The sequence below is a fragment of the Micromonospora sp. NPDC005220 genome (genome assembly GCF_040607895.1).
Classification (GTDB): domain Bacteria; phylum Actinomycetota; class Actinomycetes; order Mycobacteriales; family Micromonosporaceae; genus Micromonospora.
The window spans coordinates 1-24913 of sequence record NZ_JBEXHP010000087.1 but is presented as its reverse complement, the minus strand read 5'-3'; the positions used below and the strand labels follow the sequence as shown (position 1 = coordinate 24913).

The 24913-nt window shown below is 72.9% G+C and carries 19 protein-coding genes; 11 read left to right on the top strand and 8 right to left on the bottom strand.

Features of this window, described 5'->3' with window-relative positions:
- Positions 1-144: 144 nt before the first annotated feature.
- From ABZU52_RS24865 to ABZU52_RS24855, 3 genes are all read right to left on the bottom strand, one after another.
- On the bottom strand, positions 145-1014 hold the full coding sequence (locus tag ABZU52_RS24865) for an HAD-IB family hydrolase (RefSeq protein ID WP_354973383.1): 870 nt from the start codon (positions 1012-1014) through the stop codon (positions 145-147).
- A 126-nt stretch (positions 1015-1140) separates the two neighbouring features.
- Positions 1141-2010: a DUF5667 domain-containing protein gene (locus tag ABZU52_RS24860; RefSeq protein ID WP_354973382.1), complete on the bottom strand. Its 870-nt coding sequence runs from the start codon at positions 2008-2010 to the stop codon at positions 1141-1143.
- Between the two features lie 289 nt (positions 2011-2299).
- Entirely contained in the window at positions 2300-3253 is a 954-nt protein-coding gene (locus ABZU52_RS24855) for a sigma-70 family RNA polymerase sigma factor (RefSeq protein ID WP_354973381.1), read from the bottom strand.
- A gap of 585 nt (positions 3254-3838) precedes the next feature.
- Here ABZU52_RS24855 and ABZU52_RS24850 point away from each other — a divergent pair.
- From ABZU52_RS24850 to ABZU52_RS24840, 3 genes are read left to right on the top strand one after another with little or no spacing between them, the layout of a single operon-like run.
- Positions 3839-5446: an AMP-binding protein gene (locus ABZU52_RS24850; protein WP_354973380.1), complete on the top strand. Its 1608-nt coding sequence runs from the start codon at positions 3839-3841 to the stop codon at positions 5444-5446.
- Positions 5436-5690, top strand: coding sequence for a glutaredoxin family protein (locus ABZU52_RS24845; protein ID WP_354973379.1), 255 nt, complete (start codon positions 5436-5438; stop codon positions 5688-5690). Before ABZU52_RS24850 ends, ABZU52_RS24845 begins: the two co-directional genes overlap by 11 nt.
- Positions 5691-5710: 20 nt before the next feature.
- Entirely contained in the window at positions 5711-6373 is a 663-nt protein-coding gene (locus ABZU52_RS24840) for an HAD hydrolase-like protein (RefSeq protein WP_354973378.1), read from the top strand.
- Here ABZU52_RS24840 and ABZU52_RS24835 read toward each other — a convergent pair.
- Together ABZU52_RS24835 and ABZU52_RS24830 are read right to left on the bottom strand one after the other, a co-directional pair.
- Entirely contained in the window at positions 6354-7007 is a 654-nt protein-coding gene (locus tag ABZU52_RS24835) for a response regulator transcription factor (RefSeq protein WP_030329744.1), read from the bottom strand. The genes ABZU52_RS24840 and ABZU52_RS24835 overlap by 20 nt on opposite strands.
- A gap of 58 nt (positions 7008-7065) precedes the next feature.
- Positions 7066-8370, bottom strand: a complete 1305-nt coding sequence (locus ABZU52_RS24830; RefSeq protein WP_354973377.1) for a sensor histidine kinase — start codon at positions 8368-8370, stop codon at positions 7066-7068.
- Between the two features lie 371 nt (positions 8371-8741).
- Here ABZU52_RS24830 and ABZU52_RS24825 point away from each other — a divergent pair, with 371 nt between their 5' ends.
- The 6 genes from ABZU52_RS24825 to ABZU52_RS24800 all read left to right on the top strand — a co-directional run bounded on the left by ABZU52_RS24825 (position 8742) and on the right by ABZU52_RS24800 (position 15545).
- A complete protein-coding gene (locus tag ABZU52_RS24825; RefSeq protein WP_354973376.1) occupies positions 8742-9515 on the top strand; it encodes a redox-sensing transcriptional repressor Rex in 774 nt (257 codons plus the stop codon).
- Complete coding sequence (locus tag ABZU52_RS24820; protein ID WP_354973375.1) at positions 9512-10909, top strand: glutamyl-tRNA reductase; 1398 nt, start codon at positions 9512-9514, stop codon at positions 10907-10909. Before ABZU52_RS24825 ends, ABZU52_RS24820 begins: the two co-directional genes overlap by 4 nt.
- Positions 10906-11874 (top strand): hydroxymethylbilane synthase, encoded by a 969-nt coding sequence (gene hemC, locus ABZU52_RS24815; RefSeq protein ID WP_354973374.1) that lies wholly within the window; start codon positions 10906-10908, stop codon positions 11872-11874. The genes ABZU52_RS24820 and hemC overlap by 4 nt, the downstream gene beginning before the upstream one ends.
- Positions 11871-13451 carry a uroporphyrinogen-III synthase gene (locus ABZU52_RS24810; protein ID WP_354973373.1) on the top strand — a complete coding sequence of 527 codons (1581 nt, stop codon included), beginning with the start codon at positions 11871-11873 and terminating at the stop codon, positions 13449-13451. Before hemC ends, ABZU52_RS24810 begins: the two co-directional genes overlap by 4 nt.
- A 20-nt stretch (positions 13452-13471) precedes the next feature.
- Complete coding sequence (gene hemB, locus ABZU52_RS24805) at positions 13472-14455, top strand: porphobilinogen synthase (RefSeq protein WP_354973372.1); 984 nt, start codon at positions 13472-13474, stop codon at positions 14453-14455.
- Positions 14456-14969: 514 nt separating this feature from the next.
- The gene (locus ABZU52_RS24800; protein WP_354973371.1) at positions 14970-15545 is read left to right on the top strand and encodes a helix-turn-helix transcriptional regulator; all 576 of its coding nucleotides are present in this window, start codon (positions 14970-14972) and stop codon (positions 15543-15545) included.
- A 68-nt stretch (positions 15546-15613) separates the two neighbouring features.
- Here ABZU52_RS24800 and ABZU52_RS24795 read toward each other — a convergent pair whose 3' ends face one another.
- The 3 genes from ABZU52_RS24795 to ABZU52_RS24785 form a co-directional block, all read right to left on the bottom strand.
- On the bottom strand, positions 15614-18916 hold the full coding sequence (locus ABZU52_RS24795; protein WP_354973370.1) for a lamin tail domain-containing protein: 3303 nt from the start codon (positions 18914-18916) through the stop codon (positions 15614-15616).
- A 92-nt stretch (positions 18917-19008) separates the two neighbouring features.
- Entirely contained in the window at positions 19009-20025 is a 1017-nt protein-coding gene (locus ABZU52_RS24790) for a GNAT family N-acetyltransferase (RefSeq protein ID WP_354973385.1), read from the bottom strand.
- 72 nt (positions 20026-20097) lie between these two features.
- On the bottom strand, positions 20098-21555 hold the full coding sequence (locus ABZU52_RS24785; RefSeq protein ID WP_354973384.1) for a lytic murein transglycosylase: 1458 nt from the start codon (positions 21553-21555) through the stop codon (positions 20098-20100).
- A gap of 55 nt (positions 21556-21610) precedes the next feature.
- On the opposite strand from ABZU52_RS24785, the gene ABZU52_RS24780 reads away from it, so the two are divergent.
- Entirely contained in the window at positions 21611-21823 is a 213-nt protein-coding gene (locus ABZU52_RS24780) for a zinc ribbon domain-containing protein (RefSeq protein ID WP_354973369.1), read from the top strand.
- A gap of 153 nt (positions 21824-21976) precedes the next feature.
- Complete coding sequence (locus ABZU52_RS24775; RefSeq protein ID WP_354973368.1) at positions 21977-24817, top strand: adenylate/guanylate cyclase domain-containing protein; 2841 nt, start codon at positions 21977-21979, stop codon at positions 24815-24817.
- The last annotated feature ends 96 nt before the right edge of the window (positions 24818-24913 follow it).

Here is a 24913-nt window from a genome sequence, read left to right as displayed (position 1 = left end):
TCGCGACCTGGACCGGCGCCTGCATCACCTGCCACCAACCCGTGAAACCGCTACACCGCAACAAACGCCACCGAACCTAACAAAGCACTACTAGGGCGTGTGTCGAAGCCCCTGGCCGGCCTGCGGTGGCCCCGAGCGGACGTCTCAGCCGGCGCGGCGGCGGCGCTGTAGGGCCAGGCCGGCGGTGACCGCGCCGGCGACCAGCCCGGCCGCCGCGGTCGACGGTACGGCGATCTTGACCGCTCGCCGGCCGGTGCGGAAGTCCCGCACCTCCCAGCCGTGCTGGCGGGCCTGCCGCAGCAGCATGCCGTCCGGGTTGACGGCCACCGCCCGGCCCACCATGCGGAGCAGCGGCAGGTCGTTCGCCGAGTCGCTGTAGGCCGCGCAGCGGGCCAGGTCGAGCCCTTCCACGGCGGCGAGCTGGGTGACCGCCTCGGCCTTGGCCGGCCCGTGCATCAGGTCACCCATCAACCGCCCGGTGTACGCCCCGTCCACCACCTCGGCCACCGTGCCGATGGCGCCGGTCAGGCCGAGCCGGGCGGCGATGACCCGGCCGATCTCGACGGGGGCGGCGCTGACCAGCCAGACCCGCTGACCGTCGTCCAGGTGACGCTGAGCGAGCTGGTGGGTGCCGGCCCAGATCCGGGGGGCCATCAGCTCGTCGAAGATCTCCTCGGCGAGGTGCTCGACCTCGTTGACCCGCCAGCCCCGGACGAACGCCAGCGCCGCCTCCTTGGCCAGCGACATGTCGCCGGCGTGTTCCCGGGCCAGCAGCCGGAAGCGGAGCTGCTGCCAGGCGAATCGGGCCAAATCAGCGGTGGTCACGTAGTTTCGGGAGGCGAGCCCACGGGCGAACCAGTAGATCGATGCGCCCTGCATCATCGTGTTGTCCACGTCGAAGAACGCCGCGGCGGTCGAATCGGGTGCGCTGACCGTGACCAGGTCGGTCTCCGCCCAGCCCGCGGTGTGCCCCTCGGCGTCGGTGCTGACCGTCACCTTACGGCTACGCGCCACGCGATTCCCCTCCTCACCGGTACGACGGATGCTCCCTGGCGAGGGTATCCGCCGCAGACGGGCGACCGGCCGAGCACACAGCGAACTGTGGCGCGGCCGGTCGGACGTGCGGTATAGGGGCGCGGGTCAGCGAGCCCCGGGGCAGGCGCTCGGGGCCGGGCCGAGGGCGTCGCTGGCGGTCGGTGCCGGCTGGCCGCAGACGATCGCGGCGCGCAGGTCGTCCGAGCGTTCCCGGATGCTGTCCAGCAGCAGCAGCGACCGGTGGGTCCGGTCCCGGTCGACGCGGGTGCTCCCGTCGAGCAGGCCGCGTACGGCCCGGCGCTGACTCGACACGAAGGTGTTCAGGGTGTCCAGGCTGCCCGGCTCGGCCCGTTGCACCGCGGCCGAGGTGAGCAGGCGGACTCCCTGCCGGCTGTCGGCGTCCATGTCGTCGAGGACCGCGCTGTAGCCGATCCGGTCACCGCGCAGCTTGGCGGCTTCGCCAACTCTGGTCCGGGCGAAGTCCAGGAAGAGTTGGCCTCGGCTGATGTCCGAGCTGGCCAGGGCGAGCTGGGCCCGTTCGGTGGAGCGCTTCATGCCGTACAGCGCGTCACCGGGCACCGCGTTCTCGCTGGCGGCGGAGATTCCGGAGACGGCGATGGCACCGGCGGCGATGCCGACCAGGATCGCGCCCCGGGCTCGGGCCCGCCGGGCGGTGACCGCCGGCAGTAGCCGCCCCCGGGTGGTCGTCGCGGCCGGTTCGCTGACCGCCGCCGGTGTGCTGCCCAGCCCTTCCCGCTCGGCGGTGGCGAGCAGCATCGCCCGCAGGCCGGTGCGGAATTCCTGGTCCACCTCGACAGCCGGGGGGTCGACGCTGAGCCGCTGACCCACTGCGACGAGCGGCGCGAGTTGACCGTCCACCCGGGATCGCACGTGGTGCCGCCGAGCGCCGTTGGCTTCGTCGAGAAGCTGCGCGAAGCGCTCCGCGCGCCGGCGGGAGAAGAGGGTGTTGTCCACCGCAGGCACCTCCTCTCGCTGGTCACGGCCGGTCGGCCGCCGTCGTTGCCAGCGACCGGGCGGCAGTGTGGCACCACGGAGGTGAGGTGCCGCCGGCATGCCGGTCGGACCTCGGTGACCCGGGCCTGCCGGGACATCCACCGGTCGCACCCGGAGAAACGCGGCGGGCCGGGCACGGGTTACGGGCCCGGCGGAGCGGAAATTACAGAAAGTGATGGTCATCACCAAGCGGCACCGACTCTGAGCTGCGCGGGCGTTGATCGACGTACGTCGATCCTGTCGTAACAACCTACGGCTGGAAGCCGTCGGGCAGGAGCCGGGCCAGGGCGCGGACGGCACGGTACTGGAGGGCCTTGATGGCCCCCTCGTTCTTGCCCATCGCGCGGGCCGTCTCGGCGACCGAGAAGCCCTGGAGGAAGCGCAGCACGATGCACTCGTGCTGCTCCGGGTTGAGCTGCTTCACGGCGGTGAGGAGCGCGACGTTGGTGATGTGCTCCACCACCGCCGCCTCCGGGCTGCCCTCCGGGCCTCGGTCCTCCCGGTCGGCGTCGAGCACGTCGCCGGTGGTGACCTCCAGCCGGTACCGGCCCGACTTGAAGTGGTCCGCGACCAGGTTGCGGGCGATCGTCACCAACCAGGCGCCGAGGTCTCGGCCCTGCCAGGTGAAGCTGCCGATCCGCTTGAGCGCGCGTAGGAAGGTGTCCGAGGTGAGATCCTCGGCGAGTTGCCGGTTGCCGACCCGGAAGTAGACGAACCGGAAGACGGTGTCCACGTACCGGTCGTAGATCAGACCGAACGCCTCGGACTCGCCGGCCTGGGCCCGCTCGATCAGCGTCCAGACCTCGGTTGCCGGGTCGGACGGGTCCGGGCGGCTCGGGAAACCGGGCGGCGGGGTGGCGATGGTGGCCGGCACCGCCGGGATCACCGCTGTCTCACCCGCCGCCGGGTCGGTGGTGACCGCCGGTGTGTCGCTCACCCGACGCCCCTGCACGGGCATGGTGGGTCGGGGCGGTACGGCGACCCGGCCGCCGGCCGGCTTCGCGTTTCCGCCGGGCACCGCGGGCCGCGGCGGTGGCTCGTTGTGGTGTGGCCGGCTGCGGATCCGCTGCGCCGCACCGTCACTCCGCCCGCCGCCGTGCTGCTCGTCCAGTGGGGCACGGGCTGCTGGCCGCTCGTTGACGTGGGAGCGGGCCGGCTGACCGGTCAGGCCGACCGGGCGTTCCGCGTAACCAAAGGTGGTCACCGTGTTGCCCCCGTCCCGTCGGTCGCCGGGCGGGCCGGTCTGGGTCTCGTCGGGGCGGACCGACCGGGTGACCGGTCGGGCAGGACGGTCGCGGGGGTTGCCGACTGGCGGCAATTCCCCTGGAGGTGCGGGTCCAATGCGCTCACAGGCACGGGGGCCTCCTCGGGCTGAGGGGTGTCGACTCACGGCAAATGGGGTGACCCGACCCGAGTGATGATAGGGCCAACGTCACCCGCGCGTGGCAAGTCCGTTACACAAGGCGGAAGTATTTCCCGCTCTGTCGCACCGGCGGCGGACCGGTTGTCCGTCGTGTGCGATTGACTTTCCGCCGACCCGGTGTTCCTGGATGGATGCCCAGGTCGGAGGCGTACAGCCATTCGGCTGGCCCGGCGCTCCGGCCGGTCGGACGGTGCGGCCGAACTGCCCGTGGCCGGCGTCGCACGTCCCATCGCCCGGACCTGATCGGATCGCCGGTGGCACACCGGACAGTCCCGTACATGGGACTGTGGCGCTGCCGTCTCCCGGGCGTGAAGCTGGCCGTTGGGGCGTGGCTCGTCGCCGTCCGCTGTGCCAGACTCGATCACCGTGCAGGACGCCTCGGAAAGCATCGCGCCGAACCTCGCCGACCGGGTCCGCCGGGCGGCTCTCGACCGCGCCGACCGGCCCGCGCTGCACTGGCGTGAGCAGACCCTGAGCTGGTCCGAACTGGACGCTGCAGTGGACGCCGCCGCCCGCGGCCTGTCCGCCGCCGCGCCACCCACCGAACCCGGCGGTACGCCGCCACGCATCGCCATCGCACTGCCCAACACGCCGGACTTCGTGATCGCCTGGCTCGGCGCCCTCCGCGCCGGGCTGATCACCGTGCCGGTCAACCCCGGCTTCACCGCTCCGGAGCTACGGCACGTGCTGGCCGACTCCGGCGCGTCGGTGCTCATCGCCACCGACCGCGTTCGGGCTCTGGTCGCCGATGTGGCCGCCGAGCTGCCCGCGCTCACCGCCCGGTACGGCACGCCACCGACCGCCGAGGCGCCCGGACCGGCGCCCCGCCCTCGACGAGGCGGCGCCGACCTGGCCGTACTGCTCTACACCTCCGGCACCGAGGGGCGACCCAAGGGAGCGATGCTCTCGCACCAGGCGCTGCTCGCCAACCACGAACAGGTCGCGGAGATCGAGCCGCCGGTGGTCGGGCCGACGGACACCGTGCTCCTCGCGTTGCCGCTGTTCCACGCGTACGGGCTCAACTCGGGGCTCGGCGCGGTCGTGCACCACGGCGCGACCGGCGTGCTGCTCGACGAGCCGGGCCCGACGGCCGGGCTGGACGAGATCGCCCGGCACCGGGTCAGCGTGCTGGTCGGCGTACCGTCGATGTTCCTGACCTGGGCCGGTGCCGCCACGGCCCGCGCGGCCACCGCGTCGGTGCGGGTGGCGGTCTGCGGCGCGGCGCCGCTCGAACCCGCGGTCGCGGCGCGCTTCACGGAGGTCACCGGGCATCAGGTGCACATCGGGTACGGCCTCACCGAGACCGCGCCGGTGCTCACCTCCACCCTGGTCGGCGGGGTGGCCAAGCCGGGTTCGATCGGCCGCCCGCTGCCCGGTGTGCGGTTACGCCTGGTCGGCGCCGACGGAGTGGACCTGTGGCGCGACGGGCTGGCCGTCCCCGACGACGACCCGGACGAGCTGGACATCTCCGACGTGGCGCCGGGCACCGACCCGGGGCAGATCGTCGCGTGCGGCCCCAACCTCTTCACCGGCTACTGGCCCGACGGTCGGGGCGGCCCGGACGCCGACGGATGGTGGGGCACCGGTGACATCGCGTACGCCGACGAGGACGGCGACCTCTTCCTGGTCGACCGGCTCGGCGAGTTGATCCTGGTCAACGGGTTCAACGTCTATCCGCACGAGGTCGAGCTGGTGCTCGCCGGGCACCCCGCGGTGGTCGAGTCGGCGGTACTGGGTGTGCCGCACCCGAGGACCGGCGAGACTGTGCGGGCGTACGTGGTGCCGGTGCAGGGCCGACCGGTGACCAGCGAGGAGCTGCTCGCCCACTGCGCACGGAACCTGGCCCGGTTCAAGTGCCCGACCGCCGTCGAGTTCGTCGACGCCCTGCCGCACTCGGCGATCGGCAAGGTACGCAAGACCCAGCTCCGGTCGGCGACGCCGACCGACCGCACGGAGGTAACCAATGGTCACTGACGCCCGCCTCGCCCTGATCACCCGACCCGGCTGTCACCTGTGCGACGACGCCAAGGCGGCACTCGACCGGGTGGTGGCGGTCACCGGCGACAAGTGGGTCGAGTGGGACGTCACCGACGACGAGGGGCTGGAGCGGGAGTACGGGGACCGGCTGCCGGTGGTGATGCTCGACGGCAAGGAGCACGGCTACTGGCGGGTGGAGGAGGACCGGCTGCTGCGGGACCTGACCACGCCGCAGCTCTGAGGAGTGCCTATGGTGCTCTGATGACCTCTGCGCACCCACACCTGGTCTGGGACTGGAACGGCACCCTGCTCAACGACCTCAGTCTGGTGGTGTCCGCCACCAACGTCGTGTTCGCGAGCCTGGGCGGGCCGACGGTCACCCTGGACGAGCACCGGGTGCGGTTCCGCAGGCCGATCGCCGAGTACTACGCCGAGGTGCTCGGGCAGGCCGTGAACGACGACGAGTTCGGCCGACTGGACAAGATCTTCCACGACGCGTACCGCACCGGGTTGACCACCTGTGAGCTGGCCGACGACGCCCGCGCCGCGATGGCCGCCTGGCCGGGCAGCCAGAGTCTGCTGTCCATGTGGTTCCACGAGGAGCTGGTCCCGACCGTGCACACGTACGGGTTGACCAGCCACTTCGCCCGCGTCGACGGGCTGCGGGCCACGGTCGGCGGCGGCCGCAAGGCCGAACCGCTCCAGCTGCACCTGGCCGAGCTGAGCGTGGACGGCAGCTCTGTGGTGCTGATCGGCGACTCCATCGACGACGCGGACGCGGCGCTCGAGGTGGGCGGCCGTGCCGTGCTCTACACCGGCGGCTTCACCGACCCGGCCCGGCTGCGCGCCTCCGGTCACCCGGTCGCCGACACCCTCATCGAGGCGGTGACCCTGGCCCGGGAGGTCAGTTCCGCAGGTAGGTGAGGACGGCCAGCACCCGCCGGTGCTGTTCGGTGTCCGGCGGCAGGGTGAGCTTGGTGAAGATGTTGCGCACGTGCTTCTCCACCGCGCCGTCGCTGACCACCAGGGCGCGCGCGATGGCGGTGTTCGAGCGCCCCTCGGCCATCAGGGCGAGCACCTCGCGCTCCCGGGGGGTCAGCTCGCGCAGCGGGTCGTCCCGGCGGCGTCGGGCGAAGAGCTGACCGACCACCTCCGGGTCGAGCACCGTGCCGCCGCCCGCCACCCGGCGCAGCGCGTCCAGGAACTCGTCGATCGCGGCCACCCGGTCCTTGAGCAGGTAGCCGATCCCGCCGCCGGCGCCGCCGGTGGTGGCGAGCAGATCATCGGCGTACGAGACCTCGACGTACTGGGAGAGCACCAGGATCGGGGTACGCGGCACCAGCCGGCGGGCCTCCACCGCGGCCCGCAACCCCTCGTCGGTGTGCGACGGCGGCATCCGGACGTCGACGATCGACACGTCGGGCCGGTGCTCGACCACCGCCTCGACCAGGGCGTCCCCGTCCCCGACGGCGGCCACCACCTGGTGCCCGCTCTCGGTCAGCAGCCGGACCAGCCCCTCCCGGAGCAGGACGGCGTCGTCGGCGATCACGATGCGCATGGCTGTGTTGTCTACCACGTCCGGCCCGTCGTACCGGCTCGGCGCGATGCCGGATCGCTCATAGCGGCAGCTCGGCGCGGATCTCGGTCGGGCCGCCGGTCGGGCTGACCACCAGCAGTTCGCCACCGGCGGCCCGGACCCGGTCGGCGATGCCGGCCAGCCCGTGCCCCTTCGCCAGGTGCGCGCCGCCCTGCCCGTCGTCGCCCACCCGTACCTGTAGGTGGGTGCCCTGCCGGGCCACGGCCACGGTGGCCTCGGTGGCCCGGCTGTGCTTGGCGACGTTGGTCAACGCCTCGGACACCACGAAGTACGCGGTGTTCTCCACCGCCGGGTCGAGCCGCCCGGCCGGGGTGCCGAGCTGCGGGTCCACCTGGAGCTCGATCGGGATCAGCCCGCGGCCGGCGATCGCGGCCAGGGCGCTGGGCAGGCCCCGGTCGACCAGGATCGGCGGCGCGATGCCCCGGGACAGCGCCCGCAGCTCGGCCAGCGTGTCCCGGGTCTGGGTGACCGCCTCGTCGATGGTGCGGCCGGCGGCCTGCGGGTCCGAGGCGAGCTGCATCCGGGCGCGGCTGAGGTCCATCGCCAGCCGGACCAGGCGCTGCTGGGGGCCGTCGTGGATGTCCCGTTCCAACCGGCGTAGCGCGGACGCCTCGGCGGACACCGCGGCCCGCTTCTGCTCCTCCAGCACGGTGATCCGGTCGCGCATCTCGGCCACCCCGGTCAGCATGGCCTTGGCGAAGCTGGCCTGGAGCAGTGCGCAGCCCCGCACCACGATCGGCAGGGTGATCAGGAAGAACACCCCGAGCGCGGTGTACAGGCCGATCCGGGCGGTGGTCGAGTCGCCCAGACCGAGCAGCTGGGCCAGGTCCTGGTCACCCTCGCCCTCGGCCCGGGGCAGGGCCCAGTCGTAGGCCCAGTAGAGCGAGCCGGTGACCGCCGCGGCCCACCAGGCCACCGTCAGCACGAAGGTGCCCACCGCCGCGATCAACCGCAGGATGCCGTGGGCCAGGTCGAGCCAGGACTGGGCGTCCCGCATCGGCACGAAGATCCGCCGCCAGACGTTCGCGCCCGCCTCGGGCAGCCGGTAGTGCGGCCGGATCCGGGGTTGATGGAGCACCGCAGGCAGCCGCAGCCGCTCGACGTCGGCCAGCCCGCGGGCGGCGTACAGGGTGCCGCTGAGGATCGGCAGACCGATCACCGTGACCACCAGGCCGATGCCGACCGCGAGGCCGACGACGAGGACGACGAAGCTGGCCAGCGCCAGGGGCAGGCCGAGCACCACGTACCCGGAGTCGACGAAGAGTTGGCGGGGGATGCTCGGTGCCAGCGTCGGTCGGTCGCTGGTGGCGGCAACGGCGGTCATACCCAAAGGCTAGGCAGCTGGGCTCGGTGTCCCCATCCCGAAACCCCGCCTCTCCTCCGTAGTGCTGCCCCTACCACCGCCGGCACGACCCGGCCAGGCCCCGGCGCGGGATTGGTCAGAGAAGTCGGGATTGAGCAATAATCGCCCGGGACCGCGGGTGGACCTGGGCGTTCAATCGATCTTGTGGAATGGAGGTGCTGGTGAGGTCGCGCCACGCAGCGGCAAGATCGCGATTTGTGCACGTCTTCACAAGCGCCTACGCTGTGACTCCGACGCGCCCTGCTAGCACAGCCGGCAACCTCGGTCGCCAGCGGGAGTCCACAAACGGCCGACCAGCGGAGTTGGCCGAGGATCGCACCGCACGGAGTCTCATGAGTCAGCAGCACCGTCACCCAGGCGCGCCCGGCCGCGCCGGTGCCGTACCGGCGCTCCCGGACCTGCCCGAGGCGACCGTCGCTCGGCTTCCGGAGTACCTGCGCGCGCTGCACAACCTCGCCGACGCCGGACACGAGACGATCTCCAGCGAGGGTCTCTCGGCCGCCGCCGGAGTCAACTCCGCCAAGCTCCGCAAGGACCTCTCACACCTCGGCTCGTACGGCACCCGGGGCGTCGGCTACGACGTCGCGCTGCTGATCGAGCAGATCGAGTATGTGCTCGGGCTCACTCAACGCCGGGCGGTCGCCCTGGTCGGCGTGGGTAATCTCGGTCACGCTCTGGCCGGCTACGACGGCTTCGCCAGCCGGGGCTTCCGGATCGCCGCACTGCTCGACGCCGATCCCTCCCGGGTCGGTGAGGAGATCAACGGCCTGGTAGTCAGGCATGTCGACGACCTGCCGACGGTCGCCGCCGAGGAATCCCTCGCGATCGGCGTGATCGCCACCCCGGCCGCCGCCGCCCAACAGGTAGCCGACCAGCTGGTCGCCGTCGGCGTGACGAGCATCCTCAACTTCGCGCCGTGCGTACTCTCGGTTCCGGAGGGGGTCGACGTGCGCAAGGTCGACCTCGCCATCGAGCTGCAAATTCTGTCCTTCCACGAGCACCGCAAGGCGTCGCTGACCGCGCTGCCCGCCACCGGCGGGTCCGCTCTCACCGCCCTGCCGGGCGGGTTCGCGGCCACCGACACCCAGGAGGCGATCGGCACGTGAAACTGCTTGTCGTCGGCGCGTCCTACCGGACCGCCCCGGTCGCCACGCTGGAGCAGCTGGCCGTGCCCCCCGCCGACCTGACCCGCACACTCGACCGCCTGGTCGCCCAGCCGTACGTGACCGAGGCGGTGATCGTCTCCACCTGCAACCGGGTGGAGGTCTACGCCGCCGTGTCCGGTTTCCACGGTGGGCTCGGTGACGTCTGCGCGGTGCTGGCCGAGCAGGCCGGCAGCACCCCGGCGGCGCTCGCCAGCAACCTGTACGTGCACTACGACACCGCTGCCGTGGACCACGTCTTCCGGGTCGCCTCCGGCCTGGACTCGATGGTGGTGGGCGAGGCGCAGATCCTCGGCCAGCTGCGTGACGCGTACCACTGGGCCACCGGCGCCGACTCGGCCGGCCGGCTGCTGCACGAGCTGATGCAGCAGGCGTTGCGGGTCGGCAAGCGGGCCCACGCCGAGACCGGCATCGACCGGGCCGGCCAGAGCGTCGTCACCGCCGCGCTGGAGCTGGCCGCCGGGCACCTCGACGGTGACCTCGTCGGCCGCCCGGCCCTGGTGGTCGGCGCCGGCGCGATGGGTTCGCTCGGGGTGGCCACGCTGTCCCGGCTGGGCGCCGGGCCGCTCATCGTCAGCAACCGGGGCGCCGACCGGGCCGTCCGGCTCGCCGAGTCGTACGGGGCGAGCGCCGCGCCGATGACCGAGCTGGCCGACACCCTCTCCACAGTGGACATCGTAGTGGCCGCCACCGCGTCCACCGAACCGGTCCTCACCCGGTCGGTGGTCACCGCGGCGCTGGCCGAACGCGACCCGGCCCGAGGCCCGCTGGTCCTGCTCGACCTGGCCGTCCCGCGCGACGTCGAGGAGGGCGTCGCCGAGCTTCCCGGCGTCGAGGTGATCGACATCGACCGGATGGCGACGCTGCTCGCCGACGGTCCGGCGGCTGCCGACGCCGCAGCCGTCGAACGCATCGTGCTCGGCGAGGTGGAGGGCTTCCTCACCTGGCTGCGCGGCGCCGACGTGGCACCCACCGTGGCCGCGCTGCGCGGCCGGGCCGACGACGTGGTCACCGCCGAGCTGCGCCGGCTCGCCCAGCGTCGCCCCGACCTCGGCGACGACCTGCGGGCCGAGGTGGCCCGCACGGTGCACCGGGTGGTGCAGCGGCTGCTGCACCAGCCCACCGTCAAGGTCCGCCAGTTGGCCGCCGAGCCCGGCGGCGACCAGTACGCGGCACTGCTGCGCGAACTGTTCGACCTTGAGGTGCCGCAGACCTCACCGGTCGACACCGTCCCGGACGTGCTGACCCCCGACCTCGGCCTGGCGCTCCCCGGCACCGACCCGGTGTCCGGAGCCGACGCCGCCGAACCGACCCCACCCACCGGAGGTGCGCGATGACCGCCCCCCTGCGCCTCGGCACCCGGGGCAGCGCCCTGGCGATGGCCCAGTCCGGCCAGGTCGCCGAGGCGCTGACCGCCGCCACCGGCCGCCCGGTCGAGCTGGTCGAGGTGGTCACCGCGGGCGACCGCTCCAGCGCTCCGGTGCACCGGCTGGGCGTCGGGGTGTTCGTCTCCGCCCTGCGCGACGCGCTGACCGCCGGAACGATCGACTTTGCGGTGCACTCGTACAAGGATCTGCCCACGGCTGCCGCCGGTGGGCTGCACATCGCGGCGGTGCCGGCCCGGCAGGACCCGCGCGACGCGTTGGTGGCCCGCGACGGCCGGACGCTCGCCGAGCTGCCGCCCGGAGCTACCGTGGGCACCGGCGCGCTGCGCCGGATCGCCCAGCTGCACGCCCTCGGCCTGCAGCTGGAGGTCACCCCGATCCGCGGCAACATCGACACCCGCCTGGCGCGGGTGCTCGGCCCCGAGGCCGACTTCGACGCTGTCGTGCTGGCCCGGGCCGGACTGGCCCGGATCGGTCGGACCGACGCGATCACCGAGACGCTCGACCCGATGCTGATGCTGCCCGCGCCCGCTCAGGGTGCGCTGGCCGTGGAGTGCCGGGTCGACGATCAGTACCTGGTCGAGCTGCTCGCGGTGCTCGACCACGCACCGTCGCGTGCCGCGGTCACCGCGGAACGCGCCTTTCTGGCAACCCTGGAGGCCGGGTGCAGCGCACCCGTCGCCGCCTATGCCGAGCTCGCCGAAGGCGAGACCGGCGATGAGATCTACCTGCGCGGGGCGGTGATCAGCCCGGACGGTACTCGTGACCTCCGGCTGTCCCGCACCGGAACGCCCGCCGACGCGGCGGAGATCGGTAAGGCACTCGCCGCCGAACTCCTCGACCTCGGCGCCGACTCGATCCTCGGCCACGAAGGACACACCGGCCCGGGGACCCAGCAATTTGGGAGCACAGAATGACCCGCACCCGTAAGCCCGTCGGCCGTATCGCGTTCGTCGGGGCTGGCCCCGGCGACCCCGGCCTGCTGACCCGTCGGGCCCACGACGCCCTGGTCGACGCCGACCAGGTGATCTACGACCGGGGAGTCCCGGAGTCGTTGCTCGCCGTCGTGCGCGCCGAGGCCAGGGACGATGCCGAGTTCACCCCGGCCGAGGGCGCGCCGGGGGACGTGGCGAAGGTGCTGATCTCCGCGGCCCGCTCCGGGCTGAACGCGGTGCACCTGGTCGCCGGCGACCCGTTCGGGCACGACTCGGTGGTCAAGGAGGTGCAGGCGGTGGCCCGCACCGCCGCCCACTTCGAGGTGGTGCCCGGCGTCGGCCAGGCCGAGGGTGTGGCCACCTACGCCGGGGTTCCGCTGCCGGGTGTGCGTACCGCCGCCGACGTCGAGGACGTCAGCGCACTGGACTTCGAGGCGCTGGCCACGGCCGTCGGCCGGGGTTCGCTCGCGCTCGCCGTGGACGCCGGTGACCTCGCCGCCGTCCGGGACGGGCTGCTCGCCGCCGGGGTCGACGGCACCACCGGCGTCGGGGTGACCGGCGACGGCACCGGCGAGACCCAGTACACGACCACGTCGACCGTGGACAGCTTCGTGGCCGCCGCGCTCGGCTTCACCGGCCGGGTGGTGCTCACCGTCGGTGTCGGCGTGGGGCAGCGCGACAAGCTGAGCTGGTGGGAGAACCGTCCGCTGTACGGCTGGAAGGTGCTGGTACCCCGGACCAAGGAGCAGGCCGGGGCGATGAGCGCCCGACTGCGCGCGTACGGGGCGATCCCGTGCGAGGTGCCGACCATCGCGGTCGAGCCGCCGCGCACCCCGGCGCAGATGGAGCGGGCCGTCAAGGGCCTGGTCGACGGCCGGTACGCCTGGGTGATCTTCACGTCGGTGAACGCGGTCCGCGCGGTCTGGGAGAAGTTCGCCGAGCACGGCCTCGACGCCCGGCACTTCGGCGGCGTCAAGATCGCCTGCATCGGTGAGGCCACGGCGGACGCGGTCCGCGCGTTCGGCATCCAGCCGGAGCTGATCCCCGCCGGGGAGCAGTCTTCCGAAGGGCTGCTGGCCGAGTTCTCGCCGCACGACGAGATCCTCGACCCGGTGGGCCGGGTGCTGCTGCCGCGCGCCGACATCGCCACCGAGACGCTCGCCGCCGGGCTCACCGAGCGCGGCTGGGAGGTCGACGACGTGACCGCGTACCGGACGGTGCGGGCCGCGCCGCCGCCCGCCGAGATCCGCGACGCGATCAAGTCGGGCGGGTTCGACGCGGTGCTCTTCACCTCGTCCTCCACCGTGCGCAACCTGGTCGGCATCGCCGGGAAGCCGCACGCCCGGACCGTTGTTGCGGTCATTGGGCCCAAGACGGCGGAGACCGCGACGGAGTTCGGCCTGCGGGTCGATGTCCAGCCGCAGCACGCCTCGGTGCCCGACCTGGTGGAGGCGCTCGCCGCCTACGCCGTCGAGCTGCGTGAGAAGCTGGCCGCCATGCCGGCCAAGCAGCGCCGTGGCTCGAAGGTGCAGGGCCCGACCGCCCTGCGCTTCCGGTAGTCGTTCGAGGAGGGCCTGCCATGTCGTACCCCGAGATCCGGCCCCGCCGGCTGCGCCGCAACCCGGCGATCCGCCGGCTGGTGTCAGAGACCCGGGTCGACCCGGCCGAGCTGGTCGTGCCGATGTTCGTCAAGGAGGGGCTCACCGAGCCCCGCGCCATCGGGTCGCTCCCGGGGGTGCTCCAGCACTCCCGGGACTCGCTGCGCAAGGCGGCGGCCGAGGCGGTCCAGGCCGGTGTCGGCGGGATCATGCTCTTCGGCGTGCCGGAGCAGCGCGACCCGACCGGCTCCGGCGGCATCGACCCGAACGGCATCCTGAACGTCGCCATCCGCGACGTGGTGGCCGAGGTGGGCGATGCCACGGTGGTGATGAGCGACCTGTGCCTGGACGAGTTCACCTCGCATGGGCACTGTGGGCTGCTCACCCCCGACGGCGAGGTCGACAACGACTCCACCCTGGCCGCGTACGCCGAGATGGCGGTGGCCCAGGCCGCCGCCGGGGTCGGCATGGTCGGGCCGTCCGGGATGATGGACGGCCAGGTCGGCGTGGTACGCCGGGCGCTCGACGCCGCCGGTTACCAGGACGTCGCCGTGCTGGCGTACGCCGTGAAGTACGCCTCCGCCTTCTACGGCCCGTTCCGGGAGGCGGTGGAGTCGGCGCTGGAGGGCGACCGGCGCACCTACCAGCAGGACCCGGCCAACCTGCGTGAGTCGCTGCGCGAGGTCGCGCTCGACGTCGCCGAGGGCGCCGACATGGTGATGGTCAAGCCGGCGCTGCCCTACCTCGACGTGGTGTCGGCGGTCCGGGCCGCGGTGGACGTCCCGGTCGCCGCCTACCAGGTCTCCGGCGAGTACGCGATGGTCGAGGCGGCCGCCGCGAACGGCTGGATCGACCGGGAGCGGGTGATGCTGGAGACGCTGACCTCGATCAAGCGGGCCGGCGCGCAGATCATCCTCACCTACTGGGCCGTCGAGGCCGCTCGCCTGCTCCGCCAGCGCTACTGAGCCAACCGGCGGCTCCCGTGCACCGGCCGCGTGGAGCGGCAGACGAAGCCAGTCACATCAGATGACGCGGCTTCAACGCGGGGTTGACCCCGGCCGGCGCATCGCCGGGTCAGCCAGCCCTGGCCGCGATGCCTTCGCGTGAGCCTTTGCTCTGCACCCACCTATGCGACGGCTGGGTCCGGCCATCCCCGGCGGGCGCGGGCCAGCGAGCCAGCGGGCCAGCGAGCCGGCGGGCCGCGACATTTCCGCGCCAGCCTTTGCTCTGCACCCGCGGGTGCGACGGCTACGGTCCGCGACCGGTGCCTATTGGGGTGCAGAGCAAAGGGGGAATTTTTCGGGAGTGCCCCCTGCTCTCTGGCGGCGAGGTGTGCTGCTCAGGCGCTGTCGGTCGCGGTTGCCGCACGGGAGGCGCCTTCGCCCGGGGACGGACGCCGGTTTTCCACAGGTCCCTCCGTTGTCCACAGGCCCGCCAAACGGGACTGCGAGGAACGGAGCGAGCCGGGACGGTGGCAGCATGGACGACTCACCGACACCCCCGCATCCAGGAGCATCCAGCGCCGACAGTTGGACCCCCGACGGCCCGAGCCCCAGCATCGCGCAGCGGAAAGTCATACTCAGCGAGCCCTCCGACACCCCATGGCCGGTCGTTGGCATCGTCCGGGCGGTCCGTCGGCACGCCGACCTGAGCCAACGTGAGCTGGCCCGGTGGGCGGGGGTGCACCACGCAACCGTTGGCCGCATCGAGGCCGGTCGGACTGTTCCGAGCATTGAACTGCTCCGCCGGATCGTCGGAGCCGTCGGATGTCGGCTGGCCGTCGTCGACGAGTTCGGCCGGGTGCTCAGGCCCATGCGGGACTGGGAAGACACCCGCGACGGTGCGGGGCGCCGCTACCCGTCGCACCTGGACACCATCCTCGACCCCGAGCCGGGGGAGTGGTGGGCGGACATCTACGGGCTGGCCCGGCCGCCCGAGACGTTCTACCGCAACCGGGAGGTCCGGGACGCGATGCGTCGGCGCAGCCAATGGGAGGTGCGGGTAGCCAGGCACCGCGGCGACCCACCGCCGCCTCAGCTCTGGCGCTACCGCTGACGCAGGATGGACGACGGCCCGCCGAACCCCCTCGGGGCCGGCGGGCCGTCGTCGACCACGTTCCGCGATCAGTCGTCGTTGGTGATCGTTCCGGTGGCGAGTGGATCGGCCAGCCGCAGCCCGGGCACCCCGGCCACCAGCAGCGTCAGCTTCTCGTCCGCCTCCCGCCTGCGGTCACCGCGCACGGTCACCGGGAAGGCCACCGACGTCTGCCCGGCGGCCAACACCTTGCAACCGGCGTACGCGTCGAAGTCCGATCCTGCCTGCGCCGTGACGCCGACGGTCGCGGCGCAGAGCAGCACCGACTGGGACAGCGGCCGGGACACGGTGGCGCTGAAGGTGAGTTGCCGAGTGCCCTGGTCGCCCTCGGCCACCGCAGCGTCGGCCACGGTCAACGACGCCCTGGACCGGAACCGGGCCACCTGCGGGTCATGGTCACTGGACCCCCGTGACCCGTCACCGGCGAACTCCGCCGGCCAGTCGGCGTTGATGTGCGCCGCCCGCACCTGCACCAGGTCGCCGTAGAACGCGTCGTTGACGAACAGGTGGTCGAGAGTCTGCGCCTGCCCCTCGAAACTGTACGAGTAGGCCGAGGCCGGCACGTCCGCGACGAGGTTGTCCCACAGGTTGTGCAGGCCCGCCTCGTAGAGCGGGGCGAGCTGATCCGACGGCGTCGGCTGCGCGCCGGTGGCGCTGAGCCCCTGGTCCCCAAAGGGCAACGGATCGTCCGGGCGGGGGAAGACGTTCAGGTCCCCGCCGTAGACCACCCGGGCGGTCTGGTCGGCCGCCTCGATCGCGGTGACGATCGCCGCGCCGTAGCGCGCCTGCTCCCGCCGCTGCCCGACCCGGCCGTCCGGGCCGGAGGAGTAGTGGTTGCTGAGCGCGTACAGGGTGAACCGTTCGGTCGAGCCCGGGGCCGCGGCCACGCTGAACTTCCCCAGCTGCGGAGCACGGGTGAAGACGTTGTTCCCGTCCCGACCGGTCGAGGTGTCCACATCCGCCGGCAACACCGCGTTGAGGGCCTTCGGGTTCTGCACGTCGGCGTTGGCCGGCAACCCCGGAGCCCGGTACTGAACGGTCGGTGCCGAGCCCAACAGCGGGTCGTTCGCCGTCGCGGCCGCCAGCGACACCCGATCCGTGCGGTACAGGAAGGCGGCGGTGATACCGCGGGCGTCCGCGCCGGTCCGGTCATAAGCAGCGGCGTACGCGGGGCCACCGGCCGCCGCCACCGTGAGCGCCAACTCCTGGATGCTGTCCGGAGCGCCATCGGCGTTGTTGGTGTCACCGCAGCTCAGGGTGGCCCCGGAGACCGTGCAGATGTCCTGGTCCTCGGCCTCCTGCACCAGGATCAGGTCCGGTGCGTGCAGGTCCTTGACGATCTGGTCGGCGAGGGCGGCCAACTGCTCCCGGTACTCCGCCTCGCTGCCCGGGACGTAGTCGAACGGCGGGTTGACGCCCACGCAGCCGGTGTTACCGGCGAAGTCGCAGCCGTCGAACGGGTCGTCGCGGTAGTCGTACAGGTTCTCCACGTTGTAGGTCGCGACCGCGACCTCCTGGGAACGGTCGGCCGGCTTGGGCGGGTTGTTCTTGGACGGGTCGGCCCCGGCGTCGAACTCGGCCCGCTCGACCTGCACGCCGTACTTCTCGAACGAGTAGTAGACCCCGCCCACCGCGTCCGCCCGCAGCGTGTCGAAGGTGTGCGCCGGCGGGAGCAGCGCGGCGCTGTCCCCGGCGGTGGCCTTCACGCCCATGCTGCCGAGCAGCGTCCGCTGGCCGTTGCCGTCGTCGAAGCGGCGGGTCGGGTCGTTGTCCAGCGGGTGCGAATCACGGAAGACCCGTCGGGAGTACGGGTCGGCGCGGTCCAGCAGCGGGTCGTCGCGGTCGACCACCCACAACTCCGCGTCGGCGGTGGAGGAGAAGACGTCCCGGCCGCTCACCGCGCCGCTGCCCGCGCGTACCCGCATCCGGGAGCCCTCGTGCCGCTCCCAGAAGCGCTGCGCGTCGGTCAGCACGGCCGGCGGCACCGCGTCGGTCACCGCGACCGCGGTGTCCACGTCCAGCCCGCCGCCGATCCGCCGGACCAGCGACGCGCCGGAGAGTTGGGTGAAGTTGTAGTACTCCGACACCCGGGCCCGCAGGACGACCTCGTCGCCGACCGTTGGCAGGTAACCGCCGACCAGCGTGGTGAACGCACCCATGAACACGAAGATGCCGTCGGAGCTGGTCGGGTCCCCGTCGGTGTCGCCAACGCGGCTCTGCAGGAAGAACCCGTGCTGCTCTGCCCCGGCCGAGGTACGGGCCAGGGTCAACTGGGTGATCACGCCGCGTACGTCGTACAGCGTGCTGCTCGTGCCGTTGCCGCTCGCCGGCGCGAGCGGTGACCGGTCGGTCTGACCTGACTCGGCGTCGGTGGTCGGACCCTGCACCTCGCCGACGGTCAGCTCCCGGGTCACCTGCACGGCCAGCGCGCAACTCGCGGTGTCACCGCCCGCGTCGGTCGCGGTGAGGGTGACGGTGTACGCCCCGGCGGCGAGGTCCGCGCTCACGCCGACCGTGGCGCGGGCGGTGCCGCCCACCCCGTCGGCCGGGGTGAACGCGGTACGGGTGATCGAGCCGCTGGCCGGCGTCGGGCTGATCGCGGTCACCGTCAGGTCGACGATCGTGTCGTCGGGATCGGCGGCGGTCACCTCCCGGCTGGCGGCCGTGCCGGCGGCGGTGACCAACGGCCCACCACAGGTCAGCGTGGCCGGCACGTCGACCGGGCCACCGCCGTCCACGGTGTGCGCGCCCAGCCCGTCGAACGTGTCGACGGGGAAGCCGGCCCACTGCGTCGCGGGATCGAACGGGTCCGCCGGGTCGGTGTCACCGGCTGTCACGTTCGGCAGTCGGCGCAGGGTGTTGTCTGCGGTGCTGGTGACGCCGGCACCCCATTCGGTGCCCGGGTCGACGCCGACCTGGCCGATCGAGTCGAGCACGGTGGTGCCCCGGCGCAGCACGATCGCGTCGTCGCCGTTGAAGAGGCTCGCCCCGGTGGTCTGGTCGGCCTGGGCGAGGATCGCGGCGCCGGCCGAGGCGCTGGCGAACACGAACGCGTCACCGGCCGCCACGCTGCCGGTCAGGGCGATCGTGGTGGCCGTGGTGGAGCCGTTGAAGTAGAGCTGCAACTGGTAGCCGCCGGCCGTCAGGTCCACGGCGGCGCCCGTGCCGTTGAACAGCTCGATCGCCTTGTTGTTCGACGAACCCTCGACGTACTCCGAGATGAACAGGTCGGTGGGCGCGGCGCTGGCCGCGGTGGGTGCGACGCCGAGCGCCGTGACAGTCACGGCGGCGGTGGCGGTCGCGAGCGCGGCTATTGAGCGGCGCGGGCGCATAGGGCCTCCACGATGGGTGGGTGGGAGTCAACGCACGTTAAGGTGCGCGACTGTCCAACGTCCATCCCCAAGTGGACAGTTTCGTGAATTCCTCAGCGCGGTGGGTCGAGGCGGTGCACCAGCTCGGCGACATCGACGCTGTATTCGCACCAGTCCCGGTCGGGGCGGTAGCCCAACTCCGCGTTGACCTTCAGCATCGCCTCGTTGGCCTGCGCGTTCCAGGTCTGCACCTCGATCAGCTCCGGCTCGGCGGAGCGCAGCTCCAGCAGCATCCGGGCCTTGATCGCCCGATCGATGCCGTAGCCCCGGTGATCCTGCGCGACGATCGTGTCGTACTGGTCGGCGCGGGTCGGATGCTGCGCCGGCACCACCACCTCGGTCAGGCCGGCCACCTCGCCGCTCTGCTCGTGCCGGGCGAGCACGATGTACGGCTTCATGCCCCGCCGGTGCAGCGTGTCGAGGCTGTCGCGCAGCCGCTCCGGGTCGTAGGAGCTGGGGCGCAGCTCACCGTCGTCGACGTCGCGCACCTCGGCCTTGGCCCGCGCGTACGCCTCGATCAGGTCGTCCGGCGGCCCGCCCGGGAAGAACTCCAGCTGGTAGCCCGCCCCGATGCCGGTGGCCATCTCGGCCAGCTCGGCCCAGTCCACCGCGGTCAGGTCGAGCACGCTGCGCGTCTCCACGTACTCCCGGGTGAAGCCGAGCGACTCGTAGAACCCGATCGCGGGTGTGTCGCCGACGACCTCCACCCCGATCGACCGGAAGCCCTCCTGGTAGACCCGGCGCGCGGCACGCAACACCAGGTCACGACCGAGGCCGCTGCGCCGAGCGGACGGGTGCACCAGCACCTCGAGCACGCCGATGTCACCCAGCAGGAGCACGTGCACCTGGCCGAGCACCGCGCCCGGGTCGCCCGGGGCGGTCGGCTCGGCCTGGGCGATCCAGGAGATCCGCCGCTCGCCGGGCATCACCTCGGCGAGGTATTCCCGCAGCGAAGTCTCCCGCCAGGGCGGGTCCTGCGGAAGATCAGCCGCCAGGACCGCGTTCAGCGTGGCCAACAGAGACGCGATCTCGGCGGACGACGCGGTCCTGGGGTCCCACTCGCGCACCATCACCCGTCTAGCTTGCCGCTAACAGAGGCCCGGGGGAAGTGTCCAGTTCTCCAACGTATCGAGACGATCACTTCACGCCCGACTGGCCCGTCCGTACCGGTTCGCGGTGTCGTAGACGTCCTGGGCGTACCGCCGTACATCGTTGTAGGAGAGGATCGCGTTCCACCAGTCGCCCGGAATGCTCAGGTTCCGGCCGCCCTTGCAGAGGTAATTTCCCGCCGCCAGGGCGGCGTCGTCCAGGTCGTGCGGGTCCTTCACCCCGTCGTTGTCCGCGTCCGCGCCGATCTCTTTCCAGGTGGTCGGGATGAACTGCATCGGCCCGATCGCGCGGTCCAGAACGCTGTCCCCGTCGAGTTCCCCACGGTCGGTGTCGATGATCCGCATCCGACCGTCCTTCCCGTCCAGCGGCAGTCCGATGATCTTCGGCAGCGCCTTGCCGTCCTGCCCCAACCGCGCGCCGTTGGCCGAGCCGTGTCCCGATTCGACCTGACCGATCGCGGCCAGCGTGGTCCAGCTCAGCGCACAGCTGCGGTTGGTCTGGGCGAGCACCAGCTCGGCGTAGCCGTACGCCTGCATGGCGACCGCGGGGACGCCGACCTTGGCGCCGACCTGCTGCGCCCAGCCGGCCAGGGCGTCCGACGGGCGGCCACCGATCACCGGCCCGCCGGCCGGCCCGGTCGGCAGCCCGGTGCCGGGCAACCCGCCGCTGGGCAGGGGGACGGTCGGCAGCGGCCCGGTGGGCAGCGGGGCGGTGGGCAGGCCGGACGGCACCGCCGGCGGTACGACTCCGCTCGGCGCGGCGGGGGCGTCGACCGCGACCGGGCGCGGTGCGCGGATCGCGGCCGGCACGAGCAGCGCTCCCGCCGCGGCGGTCGCGGCCACCAGCGCCAGCAGGAAGACACCGGGCAGGGTCAGCCGGCCACTCGGCTTTCGCGCCCAGGCCCGGGTCGCGCGAGCGGCGGAGGCTGCCACCTGGCGCGGCGGCAGACGTACCGCGTGGGCGAACTGCACCCGGCGTCGCCGGGCCGGGTCGGACGCCGGTACGACCGGCAGCTCATCCACAGTGGTCTTGGCCGGATCCGCGGCACCGGCCTTCGCGGCGTCGGTCTTGGGTGCCTCGGCTGTCGCGCCTTCGGTCTTCGCGGCGTCGGGTTTGGGGGCCTCGGCCGTCGCGCCTTCGGTCTTCGCGGTCTCGGCCTTGGAGGTCTCGGCCTTCAGGTCGTCGGCTTTCGCTGCCTTGGGTGCCTCGGCCTGGGCGGCGGCGCTCGCTGCGGGCTCGGCCGGGACCTTCGTACCGGTGACGCTCGCATCCGGGCCGGAACCGGCGAGATCCTTCGCGGCGGGCCCGGTCGCTGGTGGGGGCGGCGCGGTGGTCGACGCACCCGCGGAACGTCCGCTCAACCAGGGGCGACGGGGGCGGGGCACCTTGCGTACCGGATCGGGCGCGGCCCCCGATCCTTCGAGCGGCCTGTCCAGCGGCGCGGCCGGTCGTAACGGTTGCACTCGCGTGTCGTCCTCGCCGTCCACCACCTGTCGAGTATCACCCATGCTCCGCCAACCGTCAGATCCACGTACCCTGGGTGGCATGCCCCGGTACGAGTTCCGCTGCCGCGCCTGCGGCGACACTTTCGAGGTCAACCGTTCGATGGCGGCGGCCGGTGAACCGGCCAGCTGTCCACAGGGACACGCCGACACGGTCAAGCTTCTCTCCGCGGTCGCGGTCACCGGCCGGGGCGGTGCCGGTGCTGCCCCGGCACCCGCCGCTGGTGGCTGCTGCGGCGGTGCCTGCGGCTGCTGATCGGGCCAGTTCGCCGCCCGCCCGGTGGGCCGGCCTTGCCGGGATCGGGTCCGAGTGGCACGTTGAGGCGGCACGTGCCCGGCCGTTCTCACGATGTGTGATCGTTCGGACTCAGGCAGCATGAACCCGACGTCACGGGCGGAGGTTCCTCGCATGTCGCCACGGATCCAGCTCCCGAGCGGTTGGGTGACCTTCGTGTTTACCGATATCGAGGGCTCGACCCGGCTGGCCCAGCTGCTCGGCCCCGACTACCGCCCGGTGCTCGCCGAGCATCGACGGCTGCTGCGCCACACGCTGGCCAGTACGGGTGGCGCGGAGCTGCTGACCGAGGGCGACTCGTTCTTCCTCGCCTTCGAGGACGCGACAGCGGCGATGACCGCGTGCCTGACCGCCCAGCGGGCACTGTCCAGCCACGACTGGCCCAGCTCCGAAGCCGCGCCCCGGGTACGGATGGGCCTGCACACCGGCTATGCCGAGCCGCGCGACGGCGAGTACGCCAGCCCCGAGGTGCACCGGGCCGCCCGGGTGGCCGCCGCCGCGCACGGCGGGCAGGTGCTCTGCACGGCGTCGACGGCACGTCGCGCCGAGCCGATGCCGCCGGGTGCGACCCTCCTCGACCTGGGCCTGCACCGCCTGCGCGGCTTCGACGACCGGGAACGACTGTTCCAACTGGTCGCCCCAGGTCTGGAGCGGCAGTTCCCCCGCCCCCGCACCGCCGACGCGGTGGCGCACAACCTGCCCACCCAGGTGACCTCGTTCGTCGGCCGGCAGGCCGAGCGCATCGAGCTGGGCCTGCTGGTGCGACAGCACCGACTGGTCACCGTGCTGGGCGCGGGTGGCGCGGGCAAGACCCGGCTCGCGGTGGAGTTGGCCAGCGGAGTTGTCGAGGCGTACCCGGACGGGGTCTGGTTCGTCGACATCGCCTCGGTGACCGACCCGGGGCTGGTGGCGTTCGCCATCGCCGCCGTGCTCGGCCTGCGACCCGAGCCCGGCCGGCCGATGCTGGACACCCTTGTCGAGTACGCGGCCGGCCGCCGGATGCTGGTCGTCCTGGACACCTGCGACACCCAACCGGCCGCCTGCGCGGAGGTGATCGCGCGGCTGCTGTCCGGCGGGGGCGGCGTGCGGGTGCTGGCCACCAGCCGTGAGTCGTTCGGCCTGCCCGGCGAGGTGGTGTGGCGGATTCCGCCGCTGTCGGTCGAACCGCGCGCGGACGGTGCGGAGAGCGACGCGGTGGCGCTGTTGCTGGACCGTACGGCGGCGGCGCGTGGTGGTCGGCAGCCGGACCCGGCCGAGTCCGCCGATCTGCGCCGGGTCGTGCAGCGGCTTGACGGCCTGCCGCTCGCCATCGAGTTGGCCGCCGCCCGGCTGCGGGTGCTCTCCGTCGGCCAGCTCGCCGAGCGGCTGGACGACGTCCTCGGCACTCTGGACGCCGGCCGGGAGGACCCGGACCCGCCGCCGGTGGAGCGGGGCTGGTCCGGCAACCAGCAGGACACCGTGGACCTGGTCGCGGCGGCGGCCGGCGCGTCACCGCCCACCCCGGCGAGCCGGGCGGTGCAGCGCTCGGCCACCGAGCGACATCTGACCATGCAGGCCACCGTCACCTGGTCCTACCGGACGCTCGGCCCCCGGGCCGCCCGCCTGCTGCGGTGGCTGGCGGTCTTCGCCGGCCCGGTGGATCTGGCGACCGTGGAGTGGCTGCTGGGTGACGATCCGCTGGACCCGCTCTCGGTCCTCGTGGACAAGTCGATGGTGTTGGCCGAGCCGCGCGCTGCCGGCAGCACCTACCGGATGCTCGACCCGATCCGGGCGTACGCGGCGCGGCGGTTGGTCGAGGCGGGCGAGGAGCAGGCCGCCCGGGACCGGCACGTGGCCTGGTCGGCACACGCGTTGAACCGGGCCCACCTGGGTCAGGACGGCCGGCCGGTGACGCTGTCGTTGTACTCCCTCGACCCACTGGCCGGGGAGCTGCGCGCCGCGCTGCGGTGGTGCGCCACCGGCGGCAGCGCCCGCGCCGGTCTCGGTCTGGCCGGCGGGCTGGACCAGTGGTGGCTGGAGCGGGGCCTGGCCCGGGAGGGGCGGCTGTGGCTGTTCCGGCTGTACGGGCGGATCGCGGAGACGGGGGAGCGGATCCCGGAGGCGGAGCTGGCGGCGGCGTACCACATGCACTCGCTGCATGCCAGCGCCGACGGTGAGTTCGCCGAGGAGCTGCGCTACTCCCAGCGGGCGGAGGCAGCCGCCCGGCAGGCCGGCGACGCGGGGCTGCTGGCCCGGGTGCTCGCCGGCAGGGCCGCGCCGCTGGTGGACATGGGGCAGTTCGTCGAGGCCGAGCGGGTGTGCCGGGAGGTCATCGACTGGGCACACGGGCAGGACGTGGTCGGCGAGGCGCTGTTCGCGGTGTTCAGCCTGGCTGAGCTGCTCTGGCGGCGGGGCGCCCTGGAAGAGGCGGCGGAGCTGCTGGGCGCGGTACGTCCGGTGGAGGCGTCCCGGCCGGTGGAGCGGGGCCGACGTTCGGTGGACATGCTGCTCGGAATGGTGGCGCTGGCCCGGGGGGACGTGGTCGCCGCGCACGAGCATCTGCTGGTGGCGCTGCGTTCCCGGATGGGCCACGGCTACCACGGACGGGCGTGCGACACCTTGAACGCGGTCGCGGTGCGCTGCGCGATCGGCGGGGAGCGGCTGACCGCCGCCCGGCTGTTCGGGGCCGCGCAGGCCACTCGGGCGAGCATGCGTGCCACCCCGGGCATCTACGGCGGTTACTGGGCCGAACAGCAGGCCGAGTTGCGCGCGGTGCTGGGTGACGCGGCCTTCGACGACGCGTACGGCGAGGGTGCCGAGTTGGGCCTGGACGAGGCCGCGGCGCTGGCCCTGGACGTGGAACACCCCGACCTGGCAGCGGATTCGACCCGCTTCAGCACCGGCCTGTCCCAACCAACCCCTCGCCGTTCCGCCAACCCCGACCGCCACCCCGCAACCCGCACCGAACGCGCCTAACCCACCCCACCCCCACCCCACCCACCCACCCCCACCCGTGGGGTGGAGTAGGGTTTGGGGAGAATAAGAGAGCCAGGGTTCCGGAACGAAAGGATT

What these genes read in the sequence shown, in the direction of transcription:
- ABZU52_RS24825 (WP_354973376.1), top strand. Translation starts at nt 8,742, where the DNA reads ATGAGTCAGCAGCACCGTCACCCAGGCGCGCCCGGCCGCGCCGGTGCC.
- ABZU52_RS24800 (WP_354973371.1), top strand. Translation starts at nt 14,970, where the DNA reads ATGGACGACTCACCGACACCCCCGCATCCAGGAGCATCCAGCGCCGAC.
- ABZU52_RS24795 (WP_354973370.1), bottom strand. Translation starts at nt 18,916, where the DNA reads ATGCGCCCGCGCCGCTCAATAGCCGCGCTCGCGACCGCCACCGCCGCC.
- ABZU52_RS24840 (WP_354973378.1), top strand. Translation starts at nt 5,711, where the DNA reads ATGACCTCTGCGCACCCACACCTGGTCTGGGACTGGAACGGCACCCTG.
- hemB (WP_354973372.1), top strand. Translation starts at nt 13,472, where the DNA reads ATGTCGTACCCCGAGATCCGGCCCCGCCGGCTGCGCCGCAACCCGGCG.
- ABZU52_RS24830 (WP_354973377.1), bottom strand. Translation starts at nt 8,370, where the DNA reads ATGACCGCCGTTGCCGCCACCAGCGACCGACCGACGCTGGCACCGAGC.
- ABZU52_RS24845 (WP_354973379.1), top strand. Translation starts at nt 5,436, where the DNA reads ATGGTCACTGACGCCCGCCTCGCCCTGATCACCCGACCCGGCTGTCAC.
- ABZU52_RS24775 (WP_354973368.1), top strand. Translation starts at nt 21,977, where the DNA reads ATGTCGCCACGGATCCAGCTCCCGAGCGGTTGGGTGACCTTCGTGTTT.
- hemC (WP_354973374.1), top strand. Translation starts at nt 10,906, where the DNA reads ATGACCGCCCCCCTGCGCCTCGGCACCCGGGGCAGCGCCCTGGCGATG.
- ABZU52_RS24790 (WP_354973385.1), bottom strand. Translation starts at nt 20,025, where the DNA reads ATGGTGCGCGAGTGGGACCCCAGGACCGCGTCGTCCGCCGAGATCGCG.
- ABZU52_RS24780 (WP_354973369.1), top strand. Translation starts at nt 21,611, where the DNA reads ATGCCCCGGTACGAGTTCCGCTGCCGCGCCTGCGGCGACACTTTCGAG.
- ABZU52_RS24835 (WP_030329744.1), bottom strand. Translation starts at nt 7,007, where the DNA reads ATGCGCATCGTGATCGCCGACGACGCCGTCCTGCTCCGGGAGGGGCTG.
- ABZU52_RS24810 (WP_354973373.1), top strand. Translation starts at nt 11,871, where the DNA reads ATGACCCGCACCCGTAAGCCCGTCGGCCGTATCGCGTTCGTCGGGGCT.